The organism is Paraburkholderia strydomiana (assembly GCF_046030495.1).
GTDB classification, from domain to species: Bacteria; Pseudomonadota; Gammaproteobacteria; order Burkholderiales; family Burkholderiaceae; genus Paraburkholderia; species Paraburkholderia strydomiana_A.
Genome location: NZ_JAQQCJ010000002.1, coordinates 322364 through 344610, shown reverse-complemented (window position 1 = coordinate 344610; position 22247 = coordinate 322364). Strand labels below are relative to the sequence as shown.

General features: G+C 60.3%; 16 protein-coding genes. 7 read left to right on the top strand and 9 right to left on the bottom strand.

Annotation, left to right across the window (positions count from 1 at the left end):
- Positions 1–30: 30 nt before the first annotated feature.
- Positions 31–1428 carry a PQQ-dependent sugar dehydrogenase gene (locus tag PQQ53_RS04685; protein ID WP_408152277.1) on the top strand — a complete coding sequence of 466 codons (1398 nt, stop codon included), beginning with the start codon at positions 31–33 and terminating at the stop codon, positions 1426–1428.
- A 285-nt stretch (positions 1429–1713) separates the two neighbouring features.
- Here the strand turns inward: PQQ53_RS04685 and PQQ53_RS04680 are convergent, their stop codons facing one another.
- Both PQQ53_RS04680 and PQQ53_RS04675 read right to left on the bottom strand, forming a co-directional pair.
- Positions 1714–2064: a DoxX family protein gene (locus tag PQQ53_RS04680; RefSeq protein WP_408323334.1), complete on the bottom strand. Its 351-nt coding sequence runs from the start codon at positions 2062–2064 to the stop codon at positions 1714–1716.
- A complete protein-coding gene (locus PQQ53_RS04675; RefSeq protein ID WP_408152275.1) occupies positions 2061–2984 on the bottom strand; it encodes an NAD-dependent epimerase/dehydratase family protein in 924 nt (307 codons plus the stop codon). The genes PQQ53_RS04680 and PQQ53_RS04675 overlap by 4 nt, the downstream gene beginning before the upstream one ends.
- A gap of 128 nt (positions 2985–3112) precedes the next feature.
- Between PQQ53_RS04675 and PQQ53_RS04670 the strand changes: the two genes are divergently transcribed.
- Positions 3113–3718 carry a TetR/AcrR family transcriptional regulator gene (locus PQQ53_RS04670; protein ID WP_408141255.1) on the top strand — a complete coding sequence of 202 codons (606 nt, stop codon included), beginning with the start codon at positions 3113–3115 and terminating at the stop codon, positions 3716–3718.
- Positions 3719–3968: 250 nt separating this feature from the next.
- Complete coding sequence (locus PQQ53_RS04665) at positions 3969–5414, top strand: IS1182 family transposase (protein WP_408152274.1); 1446 nt, start codon at positions 3969–3971, stop codon at positions 5412–5414.
- A gap of 284 nt (positions 5415–5698) precedes the next feature.
- On the opposite strand, the gene PQQ53_RS04660 is transcribed toward PQQ53_RS04665, so the two are convergent.
- On the bottom strand, positions 5699–7930 hold the full coding sequence (locus PQQ53_RS04660) for a SulP family inorganic anion transporter (protein ID WP_408152273.1): 2232 nt from the start codon (positions 7928–7930) through the stop codon (positions 5699–5701).
- 485 nt (positions 7931–8415) lie between these two features.
- On the opposite strand from PQQ53_RS04660, the gene PQQ53_RS04655 reads away from it, so the two are divergent.
- The 3 genes from PQQ53_RS04655 to PQQ53_RS04645 all read left to right on the top strand — a co-directional run bounded on the left by PQQ53_RS04655 (position 8416) and on the right by PQQ53_RS04645 (position 14344).
- Positions 8416–11700: an adenylate/guanylate cyclase domain-containing protein gene (locus tag PQQ53_RS04655; protein ID WP_408152272.1), complete on the top strand. Its 3285-nt coding sequence runs from the start codon at positions 8416–8418 to the stop codon at positions 11698–11700.
- Positions 11701–13094: 1394 nt separating this feature from the next.
- Positions 13095–13439 carry a flagellar export chaperone FlgN gene (flgN, locus tag PQQ53_RS04650; protein WP_408152361.1) on the top strand — a complete coding sequence of 115 codons (345 nt, stop codon included), beginning with the start codon at positions 13095–13097 and terminating at the stop codon, positions 13437–13439.
- Positions 13440–14011: 572 nt separating this feature from the next.
- Positions 14012–14344, top strand: a complete 333-nt coding sequence (locus PQQ53_RS04645; protein WP_408141251.1) for a hypothetical protein — start codon at positions 14012–14014, stop codon at positions 14342–14344.
- Between the two features lie 129 nt (positions 14345–14473).
- On the opposite strand, the gene PQQ53_RS04640 is transcribed toward PQQ53_RS04645, so the two are convergent.
- On the bottom strand, positions 14474–14653 hold the full coding sequence (locus tag PQQ53_RS04640; RefSeq protein ID WP_408141250.1) for a hypothetical protein: 180 nt from the start codon (positions 14651–14653) through the stop codon (positions 14474–14476).
- A 171-nt stretch (positions 14654–14824) separates the two neighbouring features.
- Here PQQ53_RS04640 and PQQ53_RS04635 point away from each other — a divergent pair, with 171 nt between their 5' ends.
- Complete coding sequence (locus PQQ53_RS04635) at positions 14825–15568, top strand: SDR family oxidoreductase (protein ID WP_408152271.1); 744 nt, start codon at positions 14825–14827, stop codon at positions 15566–15568.
- A gap of 170 nt (positions 15569–15738) precedes the next feature.
- On the opposite strand, the gene PQQ53_RS04630 is transcribed toward PQQ53_RS04635, so the two are convergent.
- From PQQ53_RS04630 to PQQ53_RS04610, 5 genes are all read right to left on the bottom strand, one after another.
- Positions 15739–16362, bottom strand: coding sequence for an MlaC/ttg2D family ABC transporter substrate-binding protein (locus tag PQQ53_RS04630; protein ID WP_408141248.1), 624 nt, complete (start codon positions 16360–16362; stop codon positions 15739–15741).
- Positions 16363–16621: 259 nt separating this feature from the next.
- On the bottom strand, positions 16622–18586 hold the full coding sequence (locus tag PQQ53_RS04625) for a sigma-54-dependent Fis family transcriptional regulator (RefSeq protein WP_408141247.1): 1965 nt from the start codon (positions 18584–18586) through the stop codon (positions 16622–16624).
- 286 nt (positions 18587–18872) lie between these two features.
- Positions 18873–20198, bottom strand: a complete 1326-nt coding sequence (locus PQQ53_RS04620) for an Nramp family divalent metal transporter (protein ID WP_408152270.1) — start codon at positions 20196–20198, stop codon at positions 18873–18875.
- 63 nt (positions 20199–20261) lie between these two features.
- The gene (locus tag PQQ53_RS04615) at positions 20262–20468 is read right to left on the bottom strand and encodes a hypothetical protein (RefSeq protein WP_408152269.1); all 207 of its coding nucleotides are present in this window, start codon (positions 20466–20468) and stop codon (positions 20262–20264) included.
- A gap of 98 nt (positions 20469–20566) precedes the next feature.
- Complete coding sequence (locus tag PQQ53_RS04610) at positions 20567–22204, bottom strand: molecular chaperone GroEL (protein ID WP_408152268.1); 1638 nt, start codon at positions 22202–22204, stop codon at positions 20567–20569.
- Between the last annotated feature and the right edge of the window lie 43 nt (positions 22205–22247).

The window sequence follows — 22247 nt, the reverse complement described above, 5'->3', positions numbered from 1 at the left end:
CTCGCGGTTCGATCCGTGCGGGAGGATAAAATGTCGCGCCATATGGAAAAGTGGTTATTCCAAAGCCGCGTAATTGCCGCGCTGGCACTGCTGCTGACGTTGCCATTTTTGACCAATGCGGCGCACGCGGCTCGCCCGGGTGCTGCTCCGCCCGAAGCCACGGCTGTTGCGCAGTCGGTTACGTGTCAACCCACTTCCGTCACCAGGCCGCAACCGAACCTCCCAAGGGGTTTTACCGAGCAGATTATGTACCGTGGCTGCCTTAATCAGCCGACCGCGATAAGTTTCAACGGAAATAAGACCAGGGTTTTCGTTGCCGAGAAGGGCGGCAAGGTTTGGAATTGTGATTTGGCGAGGCCTACCTGCACGTTATTTGCCGACCTTGGCAGTGAAATCTGCAACGATAGCGACCGGGGACTTCTTGGACTTGCAATCGATCCTCAGAATGATGGCAATGTCTACGTTCTTTACACTACGGCTCCTGCTACAGGAGCGTGTAGCGGAAACGTTCTGACCCGCGGCCAACTTTCGCTTTTGACGGTGTCGGGCGAAACGAAGCTCCTTCCCCCCGCCGGGTCCACCCATCAGACGTGGTGCTTTTACTACACGTCTCACAGTATCGGGGCCTTAGTCTTCGGAGCCGATAACAGAACCCTGTATGTCAGTGCCGGCGACGGCGCCAGCTTCGACCAGGTGGATTACGGGCAGTTAGATAGCGCTTGCGGCGATGGTACAAATCTGCCGCAGGGGGCATTTCGCAGTCAGAGCGTTTCGCCTTTCAGCGATGGCGTTATTCTCCGGATAACGAACCCAAGTACCACAAGCCAAAGAGTTTCCGTTGTCGCAAACGGCTTGCGCAATCCTTTCCGTTTCGCCCGGATGCCCGACACGGATGACCTGTATGTCGGCAATGTGGGTTGGAACACCTGGGAGGCCATTGATCACGTCAGCGTCGCCGGGCAGAACTTTGGCTGGCCGTGCTTCGAAGGATGGGATCCCAATAACAACTTCGGTCCGGCTCCTGAGAGCGAGTACCAGAGCAGTGCCTATTGTGGGAGCGTGGGGGGTGTCACCGCGCCGTTCTTTGCGTATGCTCATCAGAGTTACATTACACCCGAGGACAGCCGAGGAAAGGGTTGCGGCGCCAAGCCGTCCGGCGGGGGCCCGGATCAGAACGGCAGTGTGATCTCCGCCATCGGGTTCACTGACGGCACCAGCACGACCTATCCTCATCCGTTCAAGAGCGCTCTGTACTTTGGCGACCTTCTCCGGAAATGCATCTGGACAATGCAGCCTCCGGATACCACGCCTCGGACATTTGCAAAGGGTCTGCAGGGAGGGCCAGTGGATTTGAAAGTTGGACAGAACGGGGACCTTTTCTATGTAGACCTGATTACCAGTACGGTGAGGCGAATTACGCACAGATAGGAGGGGGATTTCTGCGGACCCGTCTCGGCGGCAGGTTAAGCGGAATGGCCGTTTGGTGGGGCGGAGCTGACATCTGAGCGTCCGAGCGACGGGCGGGCGAATGACGGCTCATGGCCGATCATCGCCTCATTCGATCGGCATGAGCGTGCCGCCTACGCCGAGATATTGACCGACGGCACGCGACCCGCAAGCGACGGTCGCCGCTCTCAACAACGGACCTTCGCCAAGGGCAATGTGGGTTCCAGGCTTCGCGTACCGGGCTCACGCGCCTGATGGCGAGAGGCTTCAACTGCGGACCGCCATAGTAACCACAATGAGAGCCGAGAAGATCAGCGCCGGCGCCAAATGCCGGAACGGCTCCCGGTTTCGTAGCAACGTGATGAGCGCGCCAATCATGATCGCACCGGCCAGCGTTAGGCCTAAAACTCTGGTTTGTTGTCCAAGAAGAAGTGCGGCACTGAGCAGTTCGAGCGCGCCACAGAGCAACCGGAACCATGCCGGGTAACCCCAGCGTGCGAAGTCGCGCTTCACCGCGCCGCGTCCTGCGAGATTGACCGCCCCAGCAACCGCGAACAGAACCGCTACGATCGTCGTGAGAATCGATTCGAAAGATACACCGTTCCATGTCATGGTCATGCTCCGTTGCTTTGCTGAAAGTGATTCCGTACAGAGAGGTCCGCAATCAGGCCAGGGCCGTGGGGTTCCCACGCAAGAGCTCGCCGGGCATGCCGGCCGCTTACCGCCTGGTCGAGCGCCAATGCGTCAGCAAATGGCCCAAGCGATTTGCGAGCATCGTCGAGCGGCCAAAATTCGACGCGGTCGGCGCCCACCGAGGCCCGGATCGCTTCGCCCATTTCGGCAACGCCAACGGCCTCTTCCGCAACCACGTTGAAGATCTGTCCGGTGACTCGGACGTCCCCGCTTGCCAACCGCTCCACCGCGCTCAGATACGCCGTGGCGAGATCATCGACGTGCACGGCAGGCCAATGGTTACGACCATCGCCGACGACTCTCACACTGCCCGTCTGACGGACCATGCCGGCAAGCATGCCGAAGATGCCGCCGCCATGGCCGTGCACCATACCCGGCCTGAGGATCATCGAGGCAATCGAGCGGCGTGCTGCCAGCGCCAGCACCTGGTGCTCCACTGCGGGCCGCCAGGCGATCAGTGGTGTTGGGTTCAGCGCCGATGCTTCAGTCGCGGGCTCCCCTTCCGTACTGCCGTAGACCCAGGTGCCCGACGTATAGACAAACGCTGCGCCCGGACGCAAATGCGAAAGCATCGCTACAGCTGCGGCCTCATCGGCAGCAGCGGCGCAAGCATCGTTGGTCGACGCGGTGTGCACCACGCCATCAGCGCCACCGGCAGTCGCAGCGAAAGACTGTGGCTCGCGCAGGTCGCCGGAATGCAGTGTCACACCGAGACGTGCCAGCGCGCCGGCAGCCGCCGAGCTGTCGTCTCGCACCAGCGCCGTCACCTGATACCCGAGGCTGATTGCCTTGCGCGCGACCGCTTGCCCGATGAAGCCAGTACCACCTGTAATGAACAGTTTCAAAGCGTTCTCCATTGATTGACTGCGAAGTTGAATAGTCATACAAACGAGACTTGTCAGTCTCGTTTTGACAAATCTAAACGAGACTGACCAGTCTTGTCAACTGCGCGACGATCTGTTATTTATCGGCCATGAATACGTCCCCTCTCCCCGACCTGAGCCCGCTGCAACGCCGTAAGCGGTCCGCCATTCTCGACGGCGCGAAAGCCGTTTTTTTAAGCCAGGGTTTCGGCCTGGCAACGATGGACGATGTCGCCGCGGCCGCTGGCGTCGGAAAACAGACGGTCTACCGTCACTTCAAGTCGAAGGAGGCACTCTTCACTGGTCTCGTCAGCGAGATGTGCGCTCAGGTGGGCGTGCTGCTTGCCAGCGCTCAGGGCGAGCAAACCGGTGGCGCACCCGAAGTCGAGTTGCGCGAGTTGGGATGGGTGTTGGCACGAAGCCTTATCACGCTGGAAAATCTGCGGCTTTACCGCGCCATCGTTGCGGAGGCCGAGCGTCTTCCGGAACTTGGCCAGGTGTTTTACGAAAATGGTGCAAAGGTCGTGCGTGCCTTCGCCGGGAAAATTCTGCGAAAGCGATTTGACGAATCGACTGCTGTAATGCGGGCAGCGACGTTCGTTCAGTTGGTGCTCGGTGACGCGTATCTGGAATTGTCGATTGGCTACGCGGTGCCCAATGTCGAAGCGCGCTTTGCGCTGCAGATTGACGAGGCCGTGGCGGCTGCACTTCGCTAAGGAGCGCCGCATAAGATGTCGAGCCACAGCGTGCGGAGCGCAACAGCGTGTAGCGCGGGAAGCAAAACATCGGGCTTCCGATTCCGGATGCATTCACGCCCCGGTTTCCGCACGATCCAGGCGTGCTTCTAAAATCGTGAATGTCGTTTCGAGCCGGTCTGCGTGACGTCGATCGTCGGCAGGCGACCCAGCCTGTGTGAAAACACATCGATCGCCTAAACTGAATCAACGCACTGAGACCGGGTGACTCATGAAGCGATTCGTTGAAGGCGATGACCGCAAGCAGGTCGCACTACTTCCCGAATGTGTCGATGACTATGTCGGGCAGGACAATCCGGTGAGAGTAATCGATGCCTTCGTCGACGAACTTGATCTCGTGGAGCTAGGTTTCAACGGTTCCATTCCGGCGCTCACGGGCCGGCCGTCTTACCATCCTGGCGTGATGCTGAAGATCTATATCTACGGCTATCTGAACCGGATACCGTCGAGCCGGAGACTTGAGCGCGAATGCCAACGTAATGTCGAGCTGATGTGGCTGACAGGGAGGCTCGCTTCGGACTTCAAGACGATCGCGGACTTCCGCCGTGACAGCGGCGCGGCGATCCGCAATGTATGTCGGCGTTTCGTTGAACTGTGTCGCGGGCTCAAGCTGCTATCCAGTGACATGGTGGCTATCGACGGTAGCAAATTCAAGGCATCAAACACCCGCGACAGGAACTACACGCCAGGCAAGATCGACAAGCGCCAGAAGCAGATCGAGGAAAGTGTGCAGCGATATCTCGACCTGATTGAAACCGCGGACCGCACCAGTCCTACCGGATTCGATGTGAAGACTGTCCGGCTGTACGAGAAGATCGCCGCGCTACGCCAGCAGATGCGCGAGCTCAAGCAGATCAGCAAACAGCTGGAAAAGCAGCCGGACAAGCAGTTGTCAATGACAGATCCGGATGCACGCTCAATGGCGACAAGTGGGAGAGGTTCCGGCATAGTCGGCTACAACGTTCAGGCAGCAGTTGATACGAAACATCATCTGATCGTCGAGCACGAAGTAACCAATGTCGGCAACGATCATGGACAACTCAGCAAAGTCGCGATAGCTGCGAAGCACGCGATGGGCAGATCGAGGCTGAAGGTTGTTGCAGACCGCGGGTACTTTAGCGGACCAGAAATAAGAGCATGCGATCTGAATGAAATTAGCGCGTATGTTCCCAAACCGCTCACGTCGGCATCCCGGAAAAAAGGTCTGTTTACGAAGGCCGACTTTATTTACATAGCGAAAAGCGACACGTATCGATGCCCTGCTGGCGAGCGGGCGATCCATCGATTCACCACTGTCGAGCATGATATGAATCTGCAAGTCTACTGGCCCAGCGCGTGCCCGCGTTGCCATCTCAAGGAACGATGTTCACCCTCTGACTATCGTCGAATTCGGCGGTGGGAACACGAGAATACGCTGGAAATGATGCAGCGCCGGCTCGACCGGAAGCCAGACGCCATGACCATCCGCAGAAGTACCGTGGAGCATGTCTTCGGCACGCTCAAGCACTGGATGGGGCCTGCACACTTCCTGACCAGGACGCTCAAGCGGGTAAGTACGGAAATGAGCCTTCAGGTGTTGGCTTACAACATCAAGCGGGTCATGAACATACTCGGCGTTCAGGGAACATTGAAGGCCATGAAGATGCTCGAAAGCTAAAGCCCCAGGAGGCTTTGTTGCGCATGCGACGGTCGATCGTGCAACGCGTCTGTGCCGAACTAGATTGACCTGATTGGCAATCGCTCGCTTAGCGGTGAAAAACCCGTTTCCACACAAGCTGGACCCGTTGCGGCCCGTCGAGGCGGCGCAACTTCTACGTCAGCTTTCCGGGGCGGATTCAACCGGCCGGTCCAAAGCACTTGAAGGGCAGTCGCGGGCTCGCCGATCGCGCCTTCGCCCGTGGACACGATGTGGCTGTCGGTTCTCACTGATCACCCTGCCTGTCAATGAGCCGCGCGCAAGGCCTCGTCCGCGACAGCAAGCCGCGACGCCATGACCTTGACCACAAAACGATGAAACTGCTGCGCGGTCGCGGCATCGTCGCGTTCGAGCACATGCAGCGACTCGAGCGTCAAACGCCGGACCCGCGCGGGCCCCTCGGCGAGAACATCCGCACTACGCGTGTGCTGCGTGTACACCGCCATTTCGCCGATGACTGTACCCGGCCCGAACGAGCGCAGCCTGAGGAACCCGCCGCCCGCCAGCGGCAACAATACGGCGACACGGCCGTGCTCGACAAAGTACATGGCGTCCCCTGGGTCGCCGCGCCGGAACACGGCCTGACCTGCGCCCAGGTCGAGAACATCCAGAAGAGCCAGCAGTCTTGCGAGCGCGTCTGGAGTGAAATGCGGCGCGAGCATCGTCTGGAAGTCTTCCTCTTCACAAGACAGCGCGCGTGAATCCGACGCGAGAAGCGTGTCTTCGACCCACTCCAGCCCGGCATCCAGCGTCGCAAACTCGTGAATCCGCAGGTTCAGCGTGCCGGTCTTCACTAGCAGTTCGCGCGATCGCGCGGGCAGCCCGGTCAACACCAGATCCGCATCATTCGCCGCGCACAACTGCCTGAGCTTGACAAAGCTGACCGATACCGACGCGTCCATGCCGTTGGTTGACGCGAAATCAAGGATGACGAAGCGAATGGGTGCCGGCCCTCGCGTGGCCAGCCGTTCGCGCATGCGCTGCAAAATCGAATTGGCCGTGCCAAAGAAGAGAAAGCCTTGCAGACACGCTCCGCACACCTGTGCACCTAGTTCGCGAAGTCGTTCGGTTGCCTCGATACTGCGCTCGACATTCGACGTGCGCGTGCCGCCGTCAAATTCCATACGAACGCAGCTGACGCGACCGTATAGCAACGCGAACATCACACAGGCGGCAATCACGCCGGCCACGACGCCCGTGACGACACCATAGAACGCGATAGCACACAGTATGAGCGGGACAAGCAGGTACTCATGCCAGTTGAGCTTGCGATACGCACCGACCAGCCATTGGATCAGCAGACGCAGCCCCATGAAGAGCTGGAGCCCGACCAGCACCGGCACCGGGAAGAGTGCGACCAGGTCCGGCGAGACGGCCAGCACGAACAGACAGCCTAGGGCCGCGAACACGCCCGCCAGACGACTTGTCGCGCCTGCGCGTGCGTTGAGCATCGAGCGGTTGAACGACTGGTAACCCACCATGCCGCCCAGCATGCCGCTCGCGATGTTGGCGACGCCGGCCGCCCGCATCTCGCGGTTCAGGTCGACGTCTTCGCCGCTGGCTGCGCCGATCGCAGTGGAATTCATGAGAATCGTGATGGCCGAAATAGACGTGACGACGAGCGTCTCCGGCAGGTGCGCGACAATGGCGGACCAGTCGATGCTTCCGTGCGCCAGCAACGCCGGCAGATGCAGGTCGGGAAGCCTGATGGGATGCAGTGCCACGCGCGGAAGCAATAATCGCGTGTCGCGTGCATCGTCGATCGACAGGCCTTCGGCAAACAGGAGCACGTAGAACAATGCAACGCCGAGTGCAAGCGTGACAGGCAGCACAGCGGCGTGTTTCGAGGTGTGCGACAGGAGCGTGGCCAACCCGCACACCAGCAGCGCAGGTGACCATGTCAGCCAGTTCAACTGCGTCAACAATGCCCATGCGTGCCCGTTCAACGGCTCACCGGTCACGACCCGAAACGCACCGGCCAGCAGGAGATAGCCAGTCCCGGCAAGGAAACCACCGACGACCGGAAAAGGCAGGAATTGCAGCGAACGGCTACGCCTGGACGACCCGACTGCGTACAGAATGATGCCCGTCACCACCGAACACAACGCGATGGCAATCAGCACTGTCAGCAGGATTGTCTGTGGCGTACCGCCGTCGGCTCGCACACTGCTCGCGACGCCGGCCGCAACACCGGCAAGAAACGCCGTCGCATTGCCGTCGGGTCCGGCGATGTTCATGCGCATCGAACTCATCAAGGCGATCACGAGTGCCGTCACTACGCAGCTGATGAAGGCGGTGGGCACGCCAAGCTCGGCGTAACGGGCAAGATCCGCGCTAAAGATCATGGTGCCCAAGCTCATTGCGTAGCAGAGCATGAGTAGCATCGACACCATGCCGGCCGTCAGGTCGCCGGCCAGGCCCGTGATGCGTGACCCGGAGCGGACATTGGGTGAGGAACCTGTCGTAGCGGGCTTCACAGTGTTTCCCCATGAGGGCAGATGCAGTCTCGCCTGGGTCGCGCGATTCGTGCATTGCTGGAGCCGTGCCGGGTTCGACCGTCGCCCATCGTTCCGGATGACGAACGATTTCATATAGCGCATGCCTGCTCGCCCAGCATCGCGCCCGACTTGCCACATGAGTATCCGTCGTGGCCGCTGGCCGTGTCAAACGCACTGCGGCACACCGCCGGGTTGGCCTAACCTGCATCTGGCCTCGCCGCTCACAACCAGCATCCCTTTGCTTAACCCCGGATCTACACTGTATTTTGTGTCTGGAGCGCTCGAAGACGGGTTCGTTGAGACAGTCGCAGCCTGGCAAAGGGCTGCACATCGATTCGTATGATCTGTTGGTACAGGCGGCGCGCTCCGGACATCAGGCTCGACAGGCTGCGCGACAACGAGCGGCGATGGAGCACGTGCGTCAATGCAGCGGATGGCGCGATTGACTGGATAGGGCGGCGGCGATGGATATCGATGAGTGGCTGCATGCATTTGACCTTGAACAATACGCGCCGGCATTTGCCGCGAACGACATCGATCTCGCCATGCTGAAGCAGCTCGACGACGCAGATCTCAAAGAGCTTGGCGTCGCCTCGCTCGGCCATCGCAAGCGCCTGCTGGCGGCAATTGCCGATGAACGTGCCGCCGCTCCGTGCGTCCCGCCGCACGCTGGGAATGCGCCTGTGAGCGAGCGCCGGCAAGCCACGATTCTGTTCGCTGACCTATGCGGCTTCACCGCGCTGTCCCAAACGCTCGATCCTGAAGAGTTGCGCGAGTTGACGGGGCGTTACACGGCGCTCGTCGATGGGATCGTGCTCGGCTACGGCGGCACAATCGACAAGCACATCGGCGATGCCGTGATGGCAATCTTCGGCGCGCCACGCGCGCACGACACCGATCCACTACGCGCGGCACGCGCCGCGCTGGAAATTCATGAGGCGCTTAACGGACTGAACGAACCCGCAGCGCCGCCGCTGAGGGCGCACGTGGGCATTGCCTGCGGCGAGGTGGTCGCGGGTTCGTTGGAGCGTGCCGACGCTCGCGACTATACGGTGCTCGGCGACTCCGTGAATCTTGCCGCCCGGCTGGTCGCCGCGGCCGGCCCCGGAGAAACGTTGCTGTCCGACAGCGTGCATCGTGCGCTCGGAGACTCCGTGACAAGCGAGGCTGTCGGTGCAATGCGTTTCAAGGGGATCGACTCACCGGTGCGCGTATGGCGTCTGTGCGGTCTCGCTGGTGACTCCCTCATGCCAAGCCGCAGTGTGTTTGTCGGCCGCAAGCCCGAACTCGAACAGTTCAAGGGCCTCGCCCGCGCGTGCTTCGATCAGCGGGCCGGCCATCTCGTCTATGTGCGTGGCGAGGCTGGCATCGGCAAAACGCGGCTCGTCGACGAGATGCGCCGCTTTGTCGAAACACTGGGCTTTGCTTGCCACCGAGGCCTCGTGCTGGACTTCGGCGTGGGCAAAGGCCAGGATGCCATTCACACGGTTGTCGGCAGCCTGCTGGGACTGCGGCTCGCAGCCAGTGCCGATGAACGGCGCGACGCGGCTGCGCAAGCTGCGGCATCCGGTGCCATTGGCGCCGATCAGTTGATGTTTCTCCACGACATTCTCGATCTGCCGCAGACCGGCGAATGGCGCACGCTTTACGATGCGATGGACAACGCCGCGCGCACGCGCGGGAAGCGGGCGGTCGCCGCAGAGATCGTCAAGGATGCGTGCCAGCGCGTCCCAACCCTGATTCTCGTGGAAGACCTTCATTGGGCGGACCCGCAGGCGCTCAGTTATCTGGCGGTCTTCGCGACGGCTATGGCTGACGTGCCAGGGCTGCTCGTGATGACGTCGCGCGTGGACGGCGATCCGCTCGATACGGCGTGGCGAGCCAGTTGCCGCGGCACGCCTTTCGCCACGATCGACCTCGGCCCGCTGCGCGGCGACGAGGCGGTGAGTCTCGCCGGCGGCTTTATCGAAGCGACCGGGCGTATCGCGCGTGCCTGCATCGAGCGAGCCGGCGGCAATCCGCTTTTCCTCGAACAACTTTTGCACAACGCCGAGGAAGGCAGCGAGGATGGGGTCCCCGCGACCATCCAGAGCCTCGTGCTGGCGCGCATGGACCGGCTCAGCACACGTGATCGCGAGGCATTCCAGGCTGCTGCAGTGATTGGACAGCGCTTCGGGCTCGCCCTGTTGCGGCGCATGATCGATGCACCCGAGTACGACTGTCACGCGCTCGTCGCCAACGCGCTCGTTTTGTCGGAAGGCGAAGATTTCCTGTTTGCCCACGCGCTCATCCAGGAGAGCGCTTACTCGACACTCCTGCGCACGCGCCGGCGCGAGCTGCACCGCCTCGCCGCCGACTGGTTTGCCCCGACTGACCCGGTTTTACGCGCCCAGCATCTCGATCGCGCCGAAGACCAGCGAGCCCCCCTCGCCTACCTCGACGCCGCGATCTTCCAACGCGCGGCCTACGTCACCGAAGCGGCATTCCGGCTAGTCGAACGAGGTCTGCAGATCGCGCAAAGGGATACGGATCGTCACGCGCTGATCTGCTTCAAAGGCGAACTCCAAGGAGACCTCGGCGACATCGCCGCTTCGATCGCGACCTACCGGGCAGCCGTGACCGCCGCTCCCGACGAAGCGGCTCTCTGTCGCTCGCAACTGGGCCTTGCCGAGGGGCTGAGAGTCAGTGAAGGCCTCGTCGAAGCCCTCTCGCTGCTCGACGCGGCCCAGGAAATCGCACAACGGCTGGACCTGGTTCCTGAACTCGCGCACCTGCATCACCTTCGCGGCAACATTCTCTTTCCGCTCGGCCGAATCGAAGACTGCCGCGCCGAACACGAGCGCGGACTCGCCCATGCCCAGCGACTCGGCTTGCCGGAAGCGGAAGCGCGGGCGCTCGGCGGACTCGCCGATGCCGCCTATGCACAAGGTCGCATGCGCACCGCTTTCGAGCATTTCAGCCGGTGTGTCACGTTGAGTCGAGAACACGGCCTCGGCCGCATCGAGGTTGCCAATCGTTCGATGGCAGGTTTCAGCCGGATTTTCCTCAACGAGGCACGCGCGGCGCGCGAAGACGCAAGCGCCGCCGCACACGCTGCCGCGCTGGTCGGCCAGCCGCGTGCGCAGATGCTGTGCGAAACGCTTGGCGTTTTTGCAAGCTATGAGATTGGCGACATGAAATCTGTGCTCGTCCATCTCGATCGTGAGTTGCAGATCATCCGTCAACTGGGCGCGCGTCGATTCGAAGCGCAGAACATCGAAATGCGAGCGCGCGTGCTGCTCGATAGCGGGCGTCGGCGAGAGGCTGCCGAATTGTTGCGTGAAGCGCTAGCGATTTGTCGCGAGGTGGGAACGCAGTTCAGCGCGCCGAAGGCTGTAAGCGCACTGAGCCGCGCGGTCGATGACGACGGCGAGCGTAGGCGTCTGCTTGCCGAAGGCGCCGCGATGTTGCAATGCGGAGCGGTCGGCCACAACCATTTGTGGTTTTACCGCGATGCCATTGAAGCGATGTTGGCTGCGGGCGACCCGGCAAATGCGTTGCGCTATGTCTGCGCGCTCGAAGATTACACGCGCGTCGAGCCGCTACCGTGGGCGGATCTGTTTGCTATGCGTGGCCGTGCGCTCGCCTACGCGCAGCAAGACCCTTCTGGCGAAACCGCGCGGCGCGAACTCGAACGCGCACGCGCGGCTCTCGTCGAAGCGGGCTGCAACACCTATCTGCCTGCGGTTGACTCCGCGCTCGCTATGTAGCGCATGGCGTTGTTCCGGTTCTGTTGCCGTCAGGCTGTCCGTGGGTTGTGCAGAAAAACACGAACGCCTGAAGGCTCGATGAGGACGTTGAATCCGGCGGTGGTCCACTTGCTGCGCTTTCCGCAACGCAATAGCCGACTTGAGCGTGTAGCAATCAAGGCAAGCCACCCATCCGGTCGCACGGCGCACGGCTTACGGTAAACGTTAGTGTGGCCAGCATCTGGACTCGCCGGCACATCCCCTATCCGACGATGCCAGTGGACACCCGCAGCGCACTGGTTAAGTTATAGCAGGCCAAAAGAGAAATGCGCATCGTTGAACCAACGACCACTATTGAGCTTCGCTGTCGGCATGCACTTAACCCGATTCAGTCATTGTGAGAACTCTCGAATTCAGCAACGCACTTGCCGCAAACGTCGGGCGAGAAGCGTGGCGTGGACGGCACGGCCTCGAAGCTCACTGCTTCGAGTGGGATTGCCTTTGCATCGGCGGGCCGGCGGAGGTCGCGGTCTTGGGCAACTGTTACGTCGATGAACGTGCTTATATCGGCCGGCGATTCATGGATGAAAGCGTTTGACCATAAAGGCAGGCGCGGGAGCAATGCAAACAAGACCAGGCAACCTGCGGTTCACGAGATTCGTGCTGGGTAGACCGAGTGAGAGACGAACGCAACTGCGGTACGACGACGCAACGGTTTTACGCCTCGACGGACTCAATTCGTATGTCTAAATAAAATAGCCCGGAAGGGGCGAGGCGGCGATTAACTGGTATGAGGGGGAATTTGACTCGAAGCATCTGCGATAGGCATCTCCCTTAGCAACAAACTTGATCGAGCGTCTAAGGTTGACTTATCGGGCCTTCTATCAGCGCAGTAGTTCCCCGGCCGAGCCGGGCGTTCAGTAAGAAATTAGTCCGGTTTTTCCGTCCAAGTGACAGCCCCGTAAATCACCGCGTGTTGCGCATGCGTTCTTCATCTCTCCAATTGCCCTGAGCGCCGACCGTCGATTAAATGTAGTCCGAATCAATTGCATACTGCGCCCTCGAAATAAAATCACCCTGTGGGTCATTGGTTCTCCCCGCAAGAACGGAAGTTGCCGAAGCCGCCAGATATCTACGAACGAAATTAATCACGCTCGCACTTTCTCGCGGGTCTGAATTCTGGGCCGTCGTAGATCGGCGGCATAGCGCCAAACACCATACTTCATGTGGTGCATTGCACGCTCTCATGCTCGCCACGCGTTTTGCGTCGTCTGTGGTGGATCATAGTGGTCCGTAGCGCGGCTTGCGGACCGCGTGGCGTGAAACAGCAAACTTTTGGCCGATGCGCAGATTTTCGCGATGTTGAGCAACCGCGTTTTGTGCTTACCACGACGGCATGCGGTTTTTCGAACTAAATAGCGACGGGTGATGGACTCAATTCCCCGGCGCGTTCGTGGCTGCTTCCGCTCGATAAACGCCGAAGTACAGCAGCCATTCGCTCTTCGCTTCCCGGGCAATTCATCAGCCGAAGGGATGCGCGCATTGCGGCCCTGTGGGCGCAACTGCAAAAGTTGGCTGAGCATGCACGTCGCACCAACAAGGTCAACCGGACTCTCATCCGTATCCGCATGGACCACAATCGGCGCGCGCTGACGGCGCTTCAGGTAGCGTCGCCGAAGGCAAGCTGTAAGCCGGCATGCGACCGTCGGGACTATAGAGCGCTATGTTTTGACAGAAACACGCTGTTCCTGGTTGGATGAGGCCCGTACTTCATTGAAGACGGGCTATTTCTTTTTCCCGCTGGCGTTAATGGAATGACCAGCTAATTCGCGGCCTATCACCGGAACTACGCTGCGCCTCGCGGTGCAAGCCGCAGGGCTCCCTGGAGCGAGGGGCCGTTTCGGGCGCGCAGAGCCGCTCAAACGACCACGTGGAGGCTATGGTGAACAGCGGCTCCTGGCCGAGTTCAGAAGTTCGTCACCGTCCTGCGAGTGTTTGGCTGTGTCGCGGCGCGCAACTGCCCCAGCCGACCCGATCTTTGTCGCTACGGCTACCACTGGGCGCGACCGCCTGAGGGAGCAGATTCCACGCGTGCAGGTAACGATAAATTTGCTTCGTACAGTCCACGCTGCCCGGGAAGGCTCTGCCTTCTCTGTGAGCACCGTGGTGCCGACCTTGAAAATCTCCTTGTAGCCGCCTAGAAATCTTGAATACTGGTGAACGCGAAAATTGTTGCGCATCTTGAAGCACCAGTCCTCGGGTCGCTCGCCCAGTTGAGGTACGCGAGTCAACGATGCGACTCCAATCAGATCGTTTTCTCCACGAGGTCGTTATGATTCTGCACGCAATTAACAATAAGCTTTACGAAGTGAAGCTCGCATTCCTTAACTTGATTGATAATTGTGACGTTATACCGAGGTACTTTTCTACGTCAGAGCAGATCGTCTCATTCCTCAAGAACAATCCAGAGCTGAAATTTAGCCTCGCCCCGGTGCCGCCAACCGCGACCGACGTCGAACTTACTCTCATCAGTTCCTACTTGGCCTATGGGCCGCAGTTTGGAGATGTGATGTGCGGCGTTATTCGCTATGACCCTGTCAAGCAACAGGTTCTCACTATCGGGACTTACGCGAATGGCGACATAGGGCGAATATGGGGAGGCTGAAAGGCACCGCACAGCTTGACGGGCCTTTGCACAGGTCTCGCATCTGACCCGCTGCTCAGAATTGATAGAGCAGTAACGCCTTGCCGCTCGTTGCCGTGGCAGGTAAGTGTCCGCCAACGGATGAAGCGTTCAGGCGATGCGCTTGGCGCCTGTCGGACCCAAGGCGGCCATCGGACCAAACAGTTTGTCGATGGCCGCCTCCGAGGTGCTGCGGCCGTTCGTTCCTTCGGGTCGGTCGTCAAAATTCTCAGACAGGACATCCGTCAATTTCACCGTGTCTCTCAAACGTTCGTAACCATGATCCAACATAGGTGATCTCCCGATACATAAAGTTTGCGGGTGCAGCGCCTCCGACTCGATTACCGCAAACCACGTACACTCTGCCGCAGCCGCGGTAGCGCATCGATTCAGGTCAGGCAGCACGTGCTGCCTGACGTTCGACGTCACCGTGTGGACTTCTTTCTTACTAAATCGTCAAACATGGGAAACAATCACCTTTCGGGTATCACGCTTGAACAAAGCAGAGTCGTCGTAGCCGGCGGCACGTCAGGAATTGGCTTCGCAGTGGCCGAAGCTGCAGCGCATTCCGGAGCTGAGGTCATCATCGCATCGAGCAGTCCGGAACGCGTCGCAGCGGCCCTGGAGCGACTACCTCAAGGTACTCGCGGCGAGCCGCTTGATTTTACCGACGAGGCACAAGTGAGCGCGTTTTTCACGCGCGTCGGCGCGTTCGACCATCTCGTCTACACCGCCGGCGAAACACTGCTCCTGCAAAACCTTGCCGAGCTCAGCATTGAAGCCGCGCAGCGAGCCTTCGAGGTGCGCTACTGGGGCGCGCTCAAGGCCGTCAAATATGGGGCTCCCCTCATTCGCACGGGCGGCTCCATCACCCTGACAAGCGGGGTGGCATCGTCGCGTCCTCTACCTGCCTGGACGATTCCGTCCAGCATCCTTGGTGCGATCGAGTCTCTGACTCGCACATTGGCTGTCGAGCTTGCGCCGCTGCGTGTAAATGCCGTGGCGCCCGGCGTCCTGCGCACGGCCTTGTGGGACAACATGAGCGAAGTCGATCGCGAAGGTCTTTATGACTATATTGCGGAAAAAATGCCGGTACGAAGGGTCGGGGAGGCAAGCGACGTTGCTCAAGCGTATCTTTACCTGATGCAACAGGGCTTTAGCACGGGACAGGTCGTCATCGTCGACGGTGGCCACGTGCTGGTTTAACGGACGACGATTCGCTTCGACAAGCGCATTGTCATCCACGAAAGCCGTGATTAACCCGTACCCAGAAGTCTGATATTCCGAATATAGCCGACGTTCGAGCATCCACGCGCAAGCGTGGGCGAACGTCGGTAGTCGGCCGGTAAGCGTCCGCGCCATCACCCAGCGGTCACCTACTGCTTGCCGGAAGCGAGCTGCTGGTTGCGCTCAGCAAGAAACTGGATCAGACCGTCAACGCCGCTTTCCTTGATCTTGTCACTGAACTGCTGCCGATATGTCTGGATTAGCCAGACGCCGAGCACATTCAGGTCATACAACCGCCAGCCCTGCGGCGTGCTGTACAGCCGGTAGTCGATCTCCGCTGGTTCGCCGTTCCTGGTTGCAACCGTGCGCACCACCACGTCCGTATCGGTTGGAGCGATATGTATCGGCGGGTAGTCGATCCGTTGGTCTGGACGGAGCTGACCGATAGCACCCGAATAAGTGTGGATCAGGAGCATCTTGAACTGTTCGACCAGTTGCTGCTGTTGCGCGGGCGTAGCCGTGCGCCAGTAACGGCCCATCGCCAGTGACGTGGTGCGGTGAAAATCGGTGTAGGGAATAATGTCCCGGTTGACGATATCAATAATGCGAGGAATATCGTCTGGCGCGATCGCTCGGGTCCGCACCTCGTCGAGTATCTGTTGCGTCGCGGTCTTGATCAGAAGCTGAGGCTCCGATTGGTCGACTTGCGCGTACGCCGTACCGCCGAACGAGAACAACGCTGCGCAAAGAGTCAGTAGAGAAAGTGTCTTCATGTGCAGAGTCCTGGCTGGACGCGTTGGCTTGCTGCTACGAAGTATCCTCCATCTACGCCCGAATGGGTCGCGGCAGCATCCGTCGCTGTTTCATCTGCAACACTCCCACTGCATGCGCAGTCTTCGGTGTGTTGCATCCACCGGTTGAATCCGCCCAACCATCCGCTGCGGCGAGCATAATTTTTTATCCCCGATTTTCTGTGACCACCACAGCAACGTGGCAACGCGCGGATGACCGATAGTGCCGACTGCTCACACGTCATTCCCTGACTGATGATTTGACGATGCCTTCCAGTTGATAGAGTTCAATCTTGCGATACAGCGTACTCCGCGACACACCGAGAGCGCGCGCGGCCTGCGCAAGATTGCCATGCGCATTGTGCACTGCGCGTGCAATGGCTAAACGTTCCGTTTTCTCGAGACTCGGCTCCTCGTCGCGCAGCGAGGGCATGGCGCCAGACGTCGCGATTTCGTCGAGCAACTCGCGTGGCAATTCGTCGAGTGACACAGCGGGCTCTCTTGACGTCAAAAGCAGATTCTCAATCAGGTTGCGCATTTCCCTGACGTTGCCAGGCCACGAATAGACGCGCAGCGCCGCGATGATCTCGGCACTCAGTCGCCGCTCGGGCACCCCGTGCCGCAAGGCGAGCTTCTGATTGAAATGCCCGGCGAGCAGATCAATGTCTATATCTCGCTCACGCAGCGGCGGAATGCGTATGCGCGTAACACTGATCCGGTAATACAGGTCGCGGCGGAAGTGCCTGGACTCGACCTCTTCGAGCAGATTGCGGTTGGTCATCGCCAGCAGGCGCACATCGACCCGCCGCGGCTGCGTATCTCCGAGACGGTAGATGACGCCTTCTTCCAACACACGCAACAAAACCGGTTGAAGCTCCAGCGGCATCTCACCAATTTCGTCGAGGCAAAGCGTTCCGCCATGAGCCAACTCGAAACGGCCGGGCCGCCCTTCTGTCGTCGCGCCAGTAAAAGCGCCACGCACATGGCCAAACAACTCGCTGGCAATCAGTTCTTTCGACGCGGCCCCGCAGTTATACGCGATAAATGGGCCGCCTCCGCCCTCTTCACCATGAATTGCGCGAGCGAACAGTTCCTTGCCCACGCCGGTTTCGCCTTCGATCAGTACTGGAACGCGCCTGCTGGCAAGTTGGCGTCCGCGAGTGACGGCGGCCTGCATCGCCTCACTTTGCCCCTGAATCTGCGCGAAACAGTTGCGCTGCGGATCAGCCTCGCTACTCCGATCCACTGCTCGCACGTTGACGGATCGGGCTCGCGCAGGAACAACCAGCATGGCCCCAATCGTATTGCCGTCGACAACGACGGGATTGAACCATTCGGCGTTCAGTCCTGTGGGCAAATGTTGCACCCAGTCCTCCACTGCCGAAGCCTCGTTCATCCCCGGGAAACGCTCGCCGATTCCGACCGGCAATGCGAGTCTGCCTGTGGTGTGCACAAGCCGGCCGGTGCGGTCTATCGCGACCATCCCGGAAGCATCCGACGGCGATAAGCGTTGCAAACAGAAGGCCAACAAACGCATGTGCTCGCGAGCGGCCTGCTCGGCAAGCACCATTTCGATCTGGCGCGCAGCCGTCACCGCCAAGGTGAGGTTGTTGATCTGATACGTGGAAGGCGGTCCAGAAATATCGAGTACACCGATCACCGCGCCGGTGCCCGGCTCACAAATAGGTGCGGCCGCGCAACTCCACGACTTGATGCCTTCGCAGAAATGCTCGGAGCCGTGGATATACGTCGGCTCACGGGTTGCGATGGCGGTGCCGATGCCATTGGTGCCTGCCCTGCCTTCTCCCCAGTCGCCGCCGATCGACAAATGGATCTTTTCGCCTGCTTCTTGCGTGCGCAGATCGCCGGCCGCTCTAAGGATCACACCGTCCTGGTTCGTCAGTAGCAGGACCGAATGTGAATCGGCGAAAAGATCAGCCGTGACGGCGAACAGGCGCTCGGCCGCTGCCAGCAGGTCCCGATGGCGCCAGCATAGCGCCGCAAGCGCGTCGCCATGGACCGCGATGGGCGCCGAGACGGCCGTCGGGCTAACGCCGGACTGCAGGCTGCGCTGCCATGAATCGATGAGCGCCGGGGGTGCAGACGTCGACGATTCGCCTGCCAGAAAGCGCTCCCACGCAAGCATCGTGCCCCGGTCGGAATGACGGAGATTAGCGCGCTGTGCGTTGGCCACAATGCTGCGCATCGCGGCTTGATCACCTAGACCCAACGTGCTGCCAATCTGATGTCTCCTCGCCACAGCTCTCCTCCAGGGCGATGGGTCAACGCGGAACCAAACTCTGCGGCGGGCTTCGTCTTGACTAGCTACAATGTTACGTCTGGGCTTAGCCTGTTTCTTTCGATTTTTCAAACCCAGCAGCGAACGCGCGCTCTAGTATGGGCCTATTTCCTGAACACGTCTTTTGGGGAAAACACGGTCGGCTCGACAGATCGCGTTAGTCTCCTTTTGTTGTCCCTTCGTCAACAATTCGTTACCCCGCCAGGCCGGGAATGGCAACGCCGAACGTTTGCAGGACAAGAATGACGTTGAACGACAAGACCACCAGCGCGGCCAGCGTTGCGACAACCGTCACCCACATGCGATTCGTGTAACCGCCCATCACATCTTCGCAACTCGTGAACCACAACAGCGCTGCCATCGGCAACGGTAACGCGAGACTCAATACCACCTGGCTCAAGATAAGCGCGTGCGTCGTGTCGGCGCCAAGCGCCACCACCACGAAACTCGGGACCAGTGTGACGGCTCTGCGCAACCACAGAGGAATTCGAAAACCGACGAACCCCTGCATGATCATCTGGCCCGCCATCGTGCCAACCACCGAACTGGATATGCCCGAGGCGATCAGGGACAACAGAAAGATGCCGGCGGCGCCCGCGCCGAGAAGCGGTGCAAGCGTGCGATACGCCTCTTCGATTTCCGCAACTTCTGGATGGCCGTGATGAAATGCGCCCGCAGCCATGATCACCATCGCCATATTGATCAATCCGGCGATGCTTAGCGCGATAACCACTTCAATATTCGAAAACTTCAGCAGCTTTCTGCGCTCCTCCCCGGTCCGCGCCGACACGCGAGCCTGCGTGAGTCCCGAATGCAGGAAAAGTGCATGCGGCATTACCGTCGCACCTACGATACCGACCGAGATCATCAATGCATCCGAGTCCGGCAGTCGCGGGGAAAGTGTGTGGACCAATACCTGCGGCCAATCCACGGGGGCAATGAATAGCTCGGCGAGATAAGAAAGGCCAATGATGCCCACCAGCGCGCCAATAGCCAGTTCAAGAGGCCGGAAGCCCGCGTTCTCGAACAACAGGACACCATACGTGATCACTGCTGTGATCGTCATACCGGCCAGCAATGGTATGTGAAACAGCAACGCGAGCCCGATTGCTCCGCCAATGAACTCGGCCAGATCGGTCGCCATCGCTGCGATCTCGCTCACGCCCAACATGACCAACACCAGCGGCTTTGGTAGCCTCTCCCGGCACAGTTGCGCGAGGTTGCGCCCGGTCACGATGCCGAGTTTCGCCGACAGCGCCTGAAACATCATAGCCACAAGGTTCGCCAACAGGACTACCCACAGCAGCGCATAACCATACCTGGCGCCCGCCTGTATATTCGTCGCGAAGTTGCCGGGGTCCACATAGGCGACGGATACGACGACCGCCGGACCGGCAAGCGGTAGCAGAATCAACGCACCGCGGCGGCGCCCTTCCAGTACCTCACGCACTGCGCGCGCAGTGTGGGCGGTGCTCGCTACCGGATTCGTGAAACCGGTCGGCCGAACGCGATCATCCATGCTTGCGTTCCCCTTGCCTACGGAAATCGAGAAAGCGGCCGTCCAGATATGCAGGCGTGATAGTCACATCATCGCCTGAGTAATCACACTGGCAACATGATGATAAAAAGGAGCGATCGATGCGCTCGCACGGCTTACCAGAACAAGCGTCCCACACAGTGTGATGCCCCAGCCCAGGGTGAGCTTGATGAGTCGCGTAGAAGGCATCGCGGCGAGATGTTCGGCAGTCTTCCCAATTGCGTTGAAGCGGCGGGCCGTTCCTGTAGTCATTGTTCGTCTCCTTTTACTGTCGGCTGCCTGGTCTGCGCCATCAGCCTTTATGCCGGTCCCCGATTACAGGGGCCGGCTATTTTGTCCGTCTCACGTGTCTATTGGCGGCCAAGCAGTTCCGCGCCCGCCCCAAGCGCCGGCCCGGCGGTTGGATCGATCGTCTCGGGCTTCTTGGCGATCAGCGTCTGGGTGGTGAGAATCAGCCCAGCTACCGACGCGGCGTTGCGCACCGCACTGTAGCTGACCTTTACCGGATCGATGATGCCGGCCTCGACGAGATCGACGAAGGCGCCGCTGCGCGCGTCGAGCCCCATGCCGGGTTTCGCCCGCATCGCTTCGCTTACAACAGCCGCACCGTCGAGGCCGCAATTCGTCGCAATGTGAAAGAGCGGCTTCGCCAAAGCACGCTGCAAGAGCCGCGCGCCTTGCTGCACGCTTCCCTCGCTGCGGGCAATGACGCCCTCAAGTTCGGATGACGCCCGCAACAACGCCGTCCCTCCGCCGGGCACGACACCTTCGGCAATCGCCGCACGCGCCGCGTGAATCGCATCGTCGATCAGATGCAGTCGGCGCTTCTGTTCGACTGGTGTCGCCCCGCCCGCGAGAATCAGTGCGGTGCCGCCGGACAGTTTCGCAAGGCGCACCTGAAATTTGTCCCGCTCGACGTTCTCCGGCGCCATCTCGTACTGCCGGGCCACTTGCTGACGGCGCGCTGCCACGGCCGCCGGATCGCCGCCTCCGGCCGTGATGATCGTCTGGTTCGACGAGATGCGGACTTGCCGCGCGCTGCCGAGGTCGCGCAATTCAGTGGCTTCCAGCTTCCCGCCCAGATCGCGGGCGACCACCTTACCGCCCGTGGCGATCGCGATATCCTCGAGCATCGCCTTACGCCAATGTCCATACTCTGGCGGGTGAATAGCGGCCACAGGCAGGCCGCCATTGTCGCGCCATGCGAGGAGCGCAATCACACAGGCAGGCGCTACCTCCTCGGCAATGATCAGCAGTGGACGTTTGCTGCGAGCGGCCAGCGTCTGAAGCGCTGTGACCTCCTCCAGAGATTGCAGCCGCTGGTCTGTCATCAGAATAAGCGGATTGTCCAGTACCACCTGCATTCTCTCGATGTCGGTCACCATGTGATGCGACAGGTATCCACGGTCGAAAGCCATGCCATCGACCACCTCCAGGCGAGTCTCAACCGTGGTGCCATATTCCACATCGACAATCCCGTCCGCGCCCACCCGCTCCAAGGCTTCGGCCACCAGCTTCCCTGTGAATTCGTCATTGGCCGCCACCACCGCCACGGCGCGGACCTCGTCGCCACGGCGTAGAGGCGTAGCATGACGCTTGAGCACGTCGATCGCCTCGTTGACGGCCATTTCCAGACCTTGCACGAGTTCAACGGGGTTAGCCCCTTGCGCGAGGCAGGCGAGACCGTCCTGAACTAGCGCATCGGCCAGAACGGTGGCCGTGGTCGTGCCGTCGCCGGCGACTTCGTTGGTCTGCCTGGACACTTCGCGAACGACTTGCGCGCCGATATTCTCGAACGGGTCTTCGAGTTCGATTTCATTGGCGATGCTGACCCCGTCGCGCGAGATGATTGGCGTGCCGATCGGTCGATCGATGATTGCATTCATTCCGCGCGGGCCGAGCGTACCCCGCACCGCCTTGGCCAGTTTCGCAACGCCTCGACCAAGTGCCATGCGGGCGTCGTCGTCATGCAACATGATGTTTGGCATGATCCTGCTTCTCCTGATCCGGTTAGTTCGAATTGCTGATTTT

Coding starts and splice junctions, on each gene's coding strand:
- PQQ53_RS04685 (WP_408152277.1), top strand. CDS start 31: ATGTCGCGCCATATGGAAAAGTGGTTATTCCAAAGCCGCGTAATTGCC.
- PQQ53_RS04680 (WP_408323334.1), bottom strand. CDS start 2,064: ATGACCATGACATGGAACGGTGTATCTTTCGAATCGATTCTCACGACG.
- PQQ53_RS04670 (WP_408141255.1), top strand. CDS start 3,113: ATGAATACGTCCCCTCTCCCCGACCTGAGCCCGCTGCAACGCCGTAAG.
- PQQ53_RS04665 (WP_408152274.1), top strand. CDS start 3,969: ATGAAGCGATTCGTTGAAGGCGATGACCGCAAGCAGGTCGCACTACTT.
- PQQ53_RS04655 (WP_408152272.1), top strand. CDS start 8,416: ATGGATATCGATGAGTGGCTGCATGCATTTGACCTTGAACAATACGCG.
- PQQ53_RS04645 (WP_408141251.1), top strand. CDS start 14,012: ATGATTCTGCACGCAATTAACAATAAGCTTTACGAAGTGAAGCTCGCA.
- PQQ53_RS04640 (WP_408141250.1), bottom strand. CDS start 14,653: ATGTTGGATCATGGTTACGAACGTTTGAGAGACACGGTGAAATTGACG.
- PQQ53_RS04635 (WP_408152271.1), top strand. CDS start 14,825: ATGGGAAACAATCACCTTTCGGGTATCACGCTTGAACAAAGCAGAGTC.
- PQQ53_RS04630 (WP_408141248.1), bottom strand. CDS start 16,362: ATGAAGACACTTTCTCTACTGACTCTTTGCGCAGCGTTGTTCTCGTTC.
- PQQ53_RS04625 (WP_408141247.1), bottom strand. CDS start 18,586: ATGCGCAGCATTGTGGCCAACGCACAGCGCGCTAATCTCCGTCATTCC.
- PQQ53_RS04620 (WP_408152270.1), bottom strand. CDS start 20,198: ATGGATGATCGCGTTCGGCCGACCGGTTTCACGAATCCGGTAGCGAGC.
- PQQ53_RS04615 (WP_408152269.1), bottom strand. CDS start 20,468: ATGACTACAGGAACGGCCCGCCGCTTCAACGCAATTGGGAAGACTGCC.
- PQQ53_RS04610 (WP_408152268.1), bottom strand. CDS start 22,204: ATGCCAAACATCATGTTGCATGACGACGACGCCCGCATGGCACTTGGT.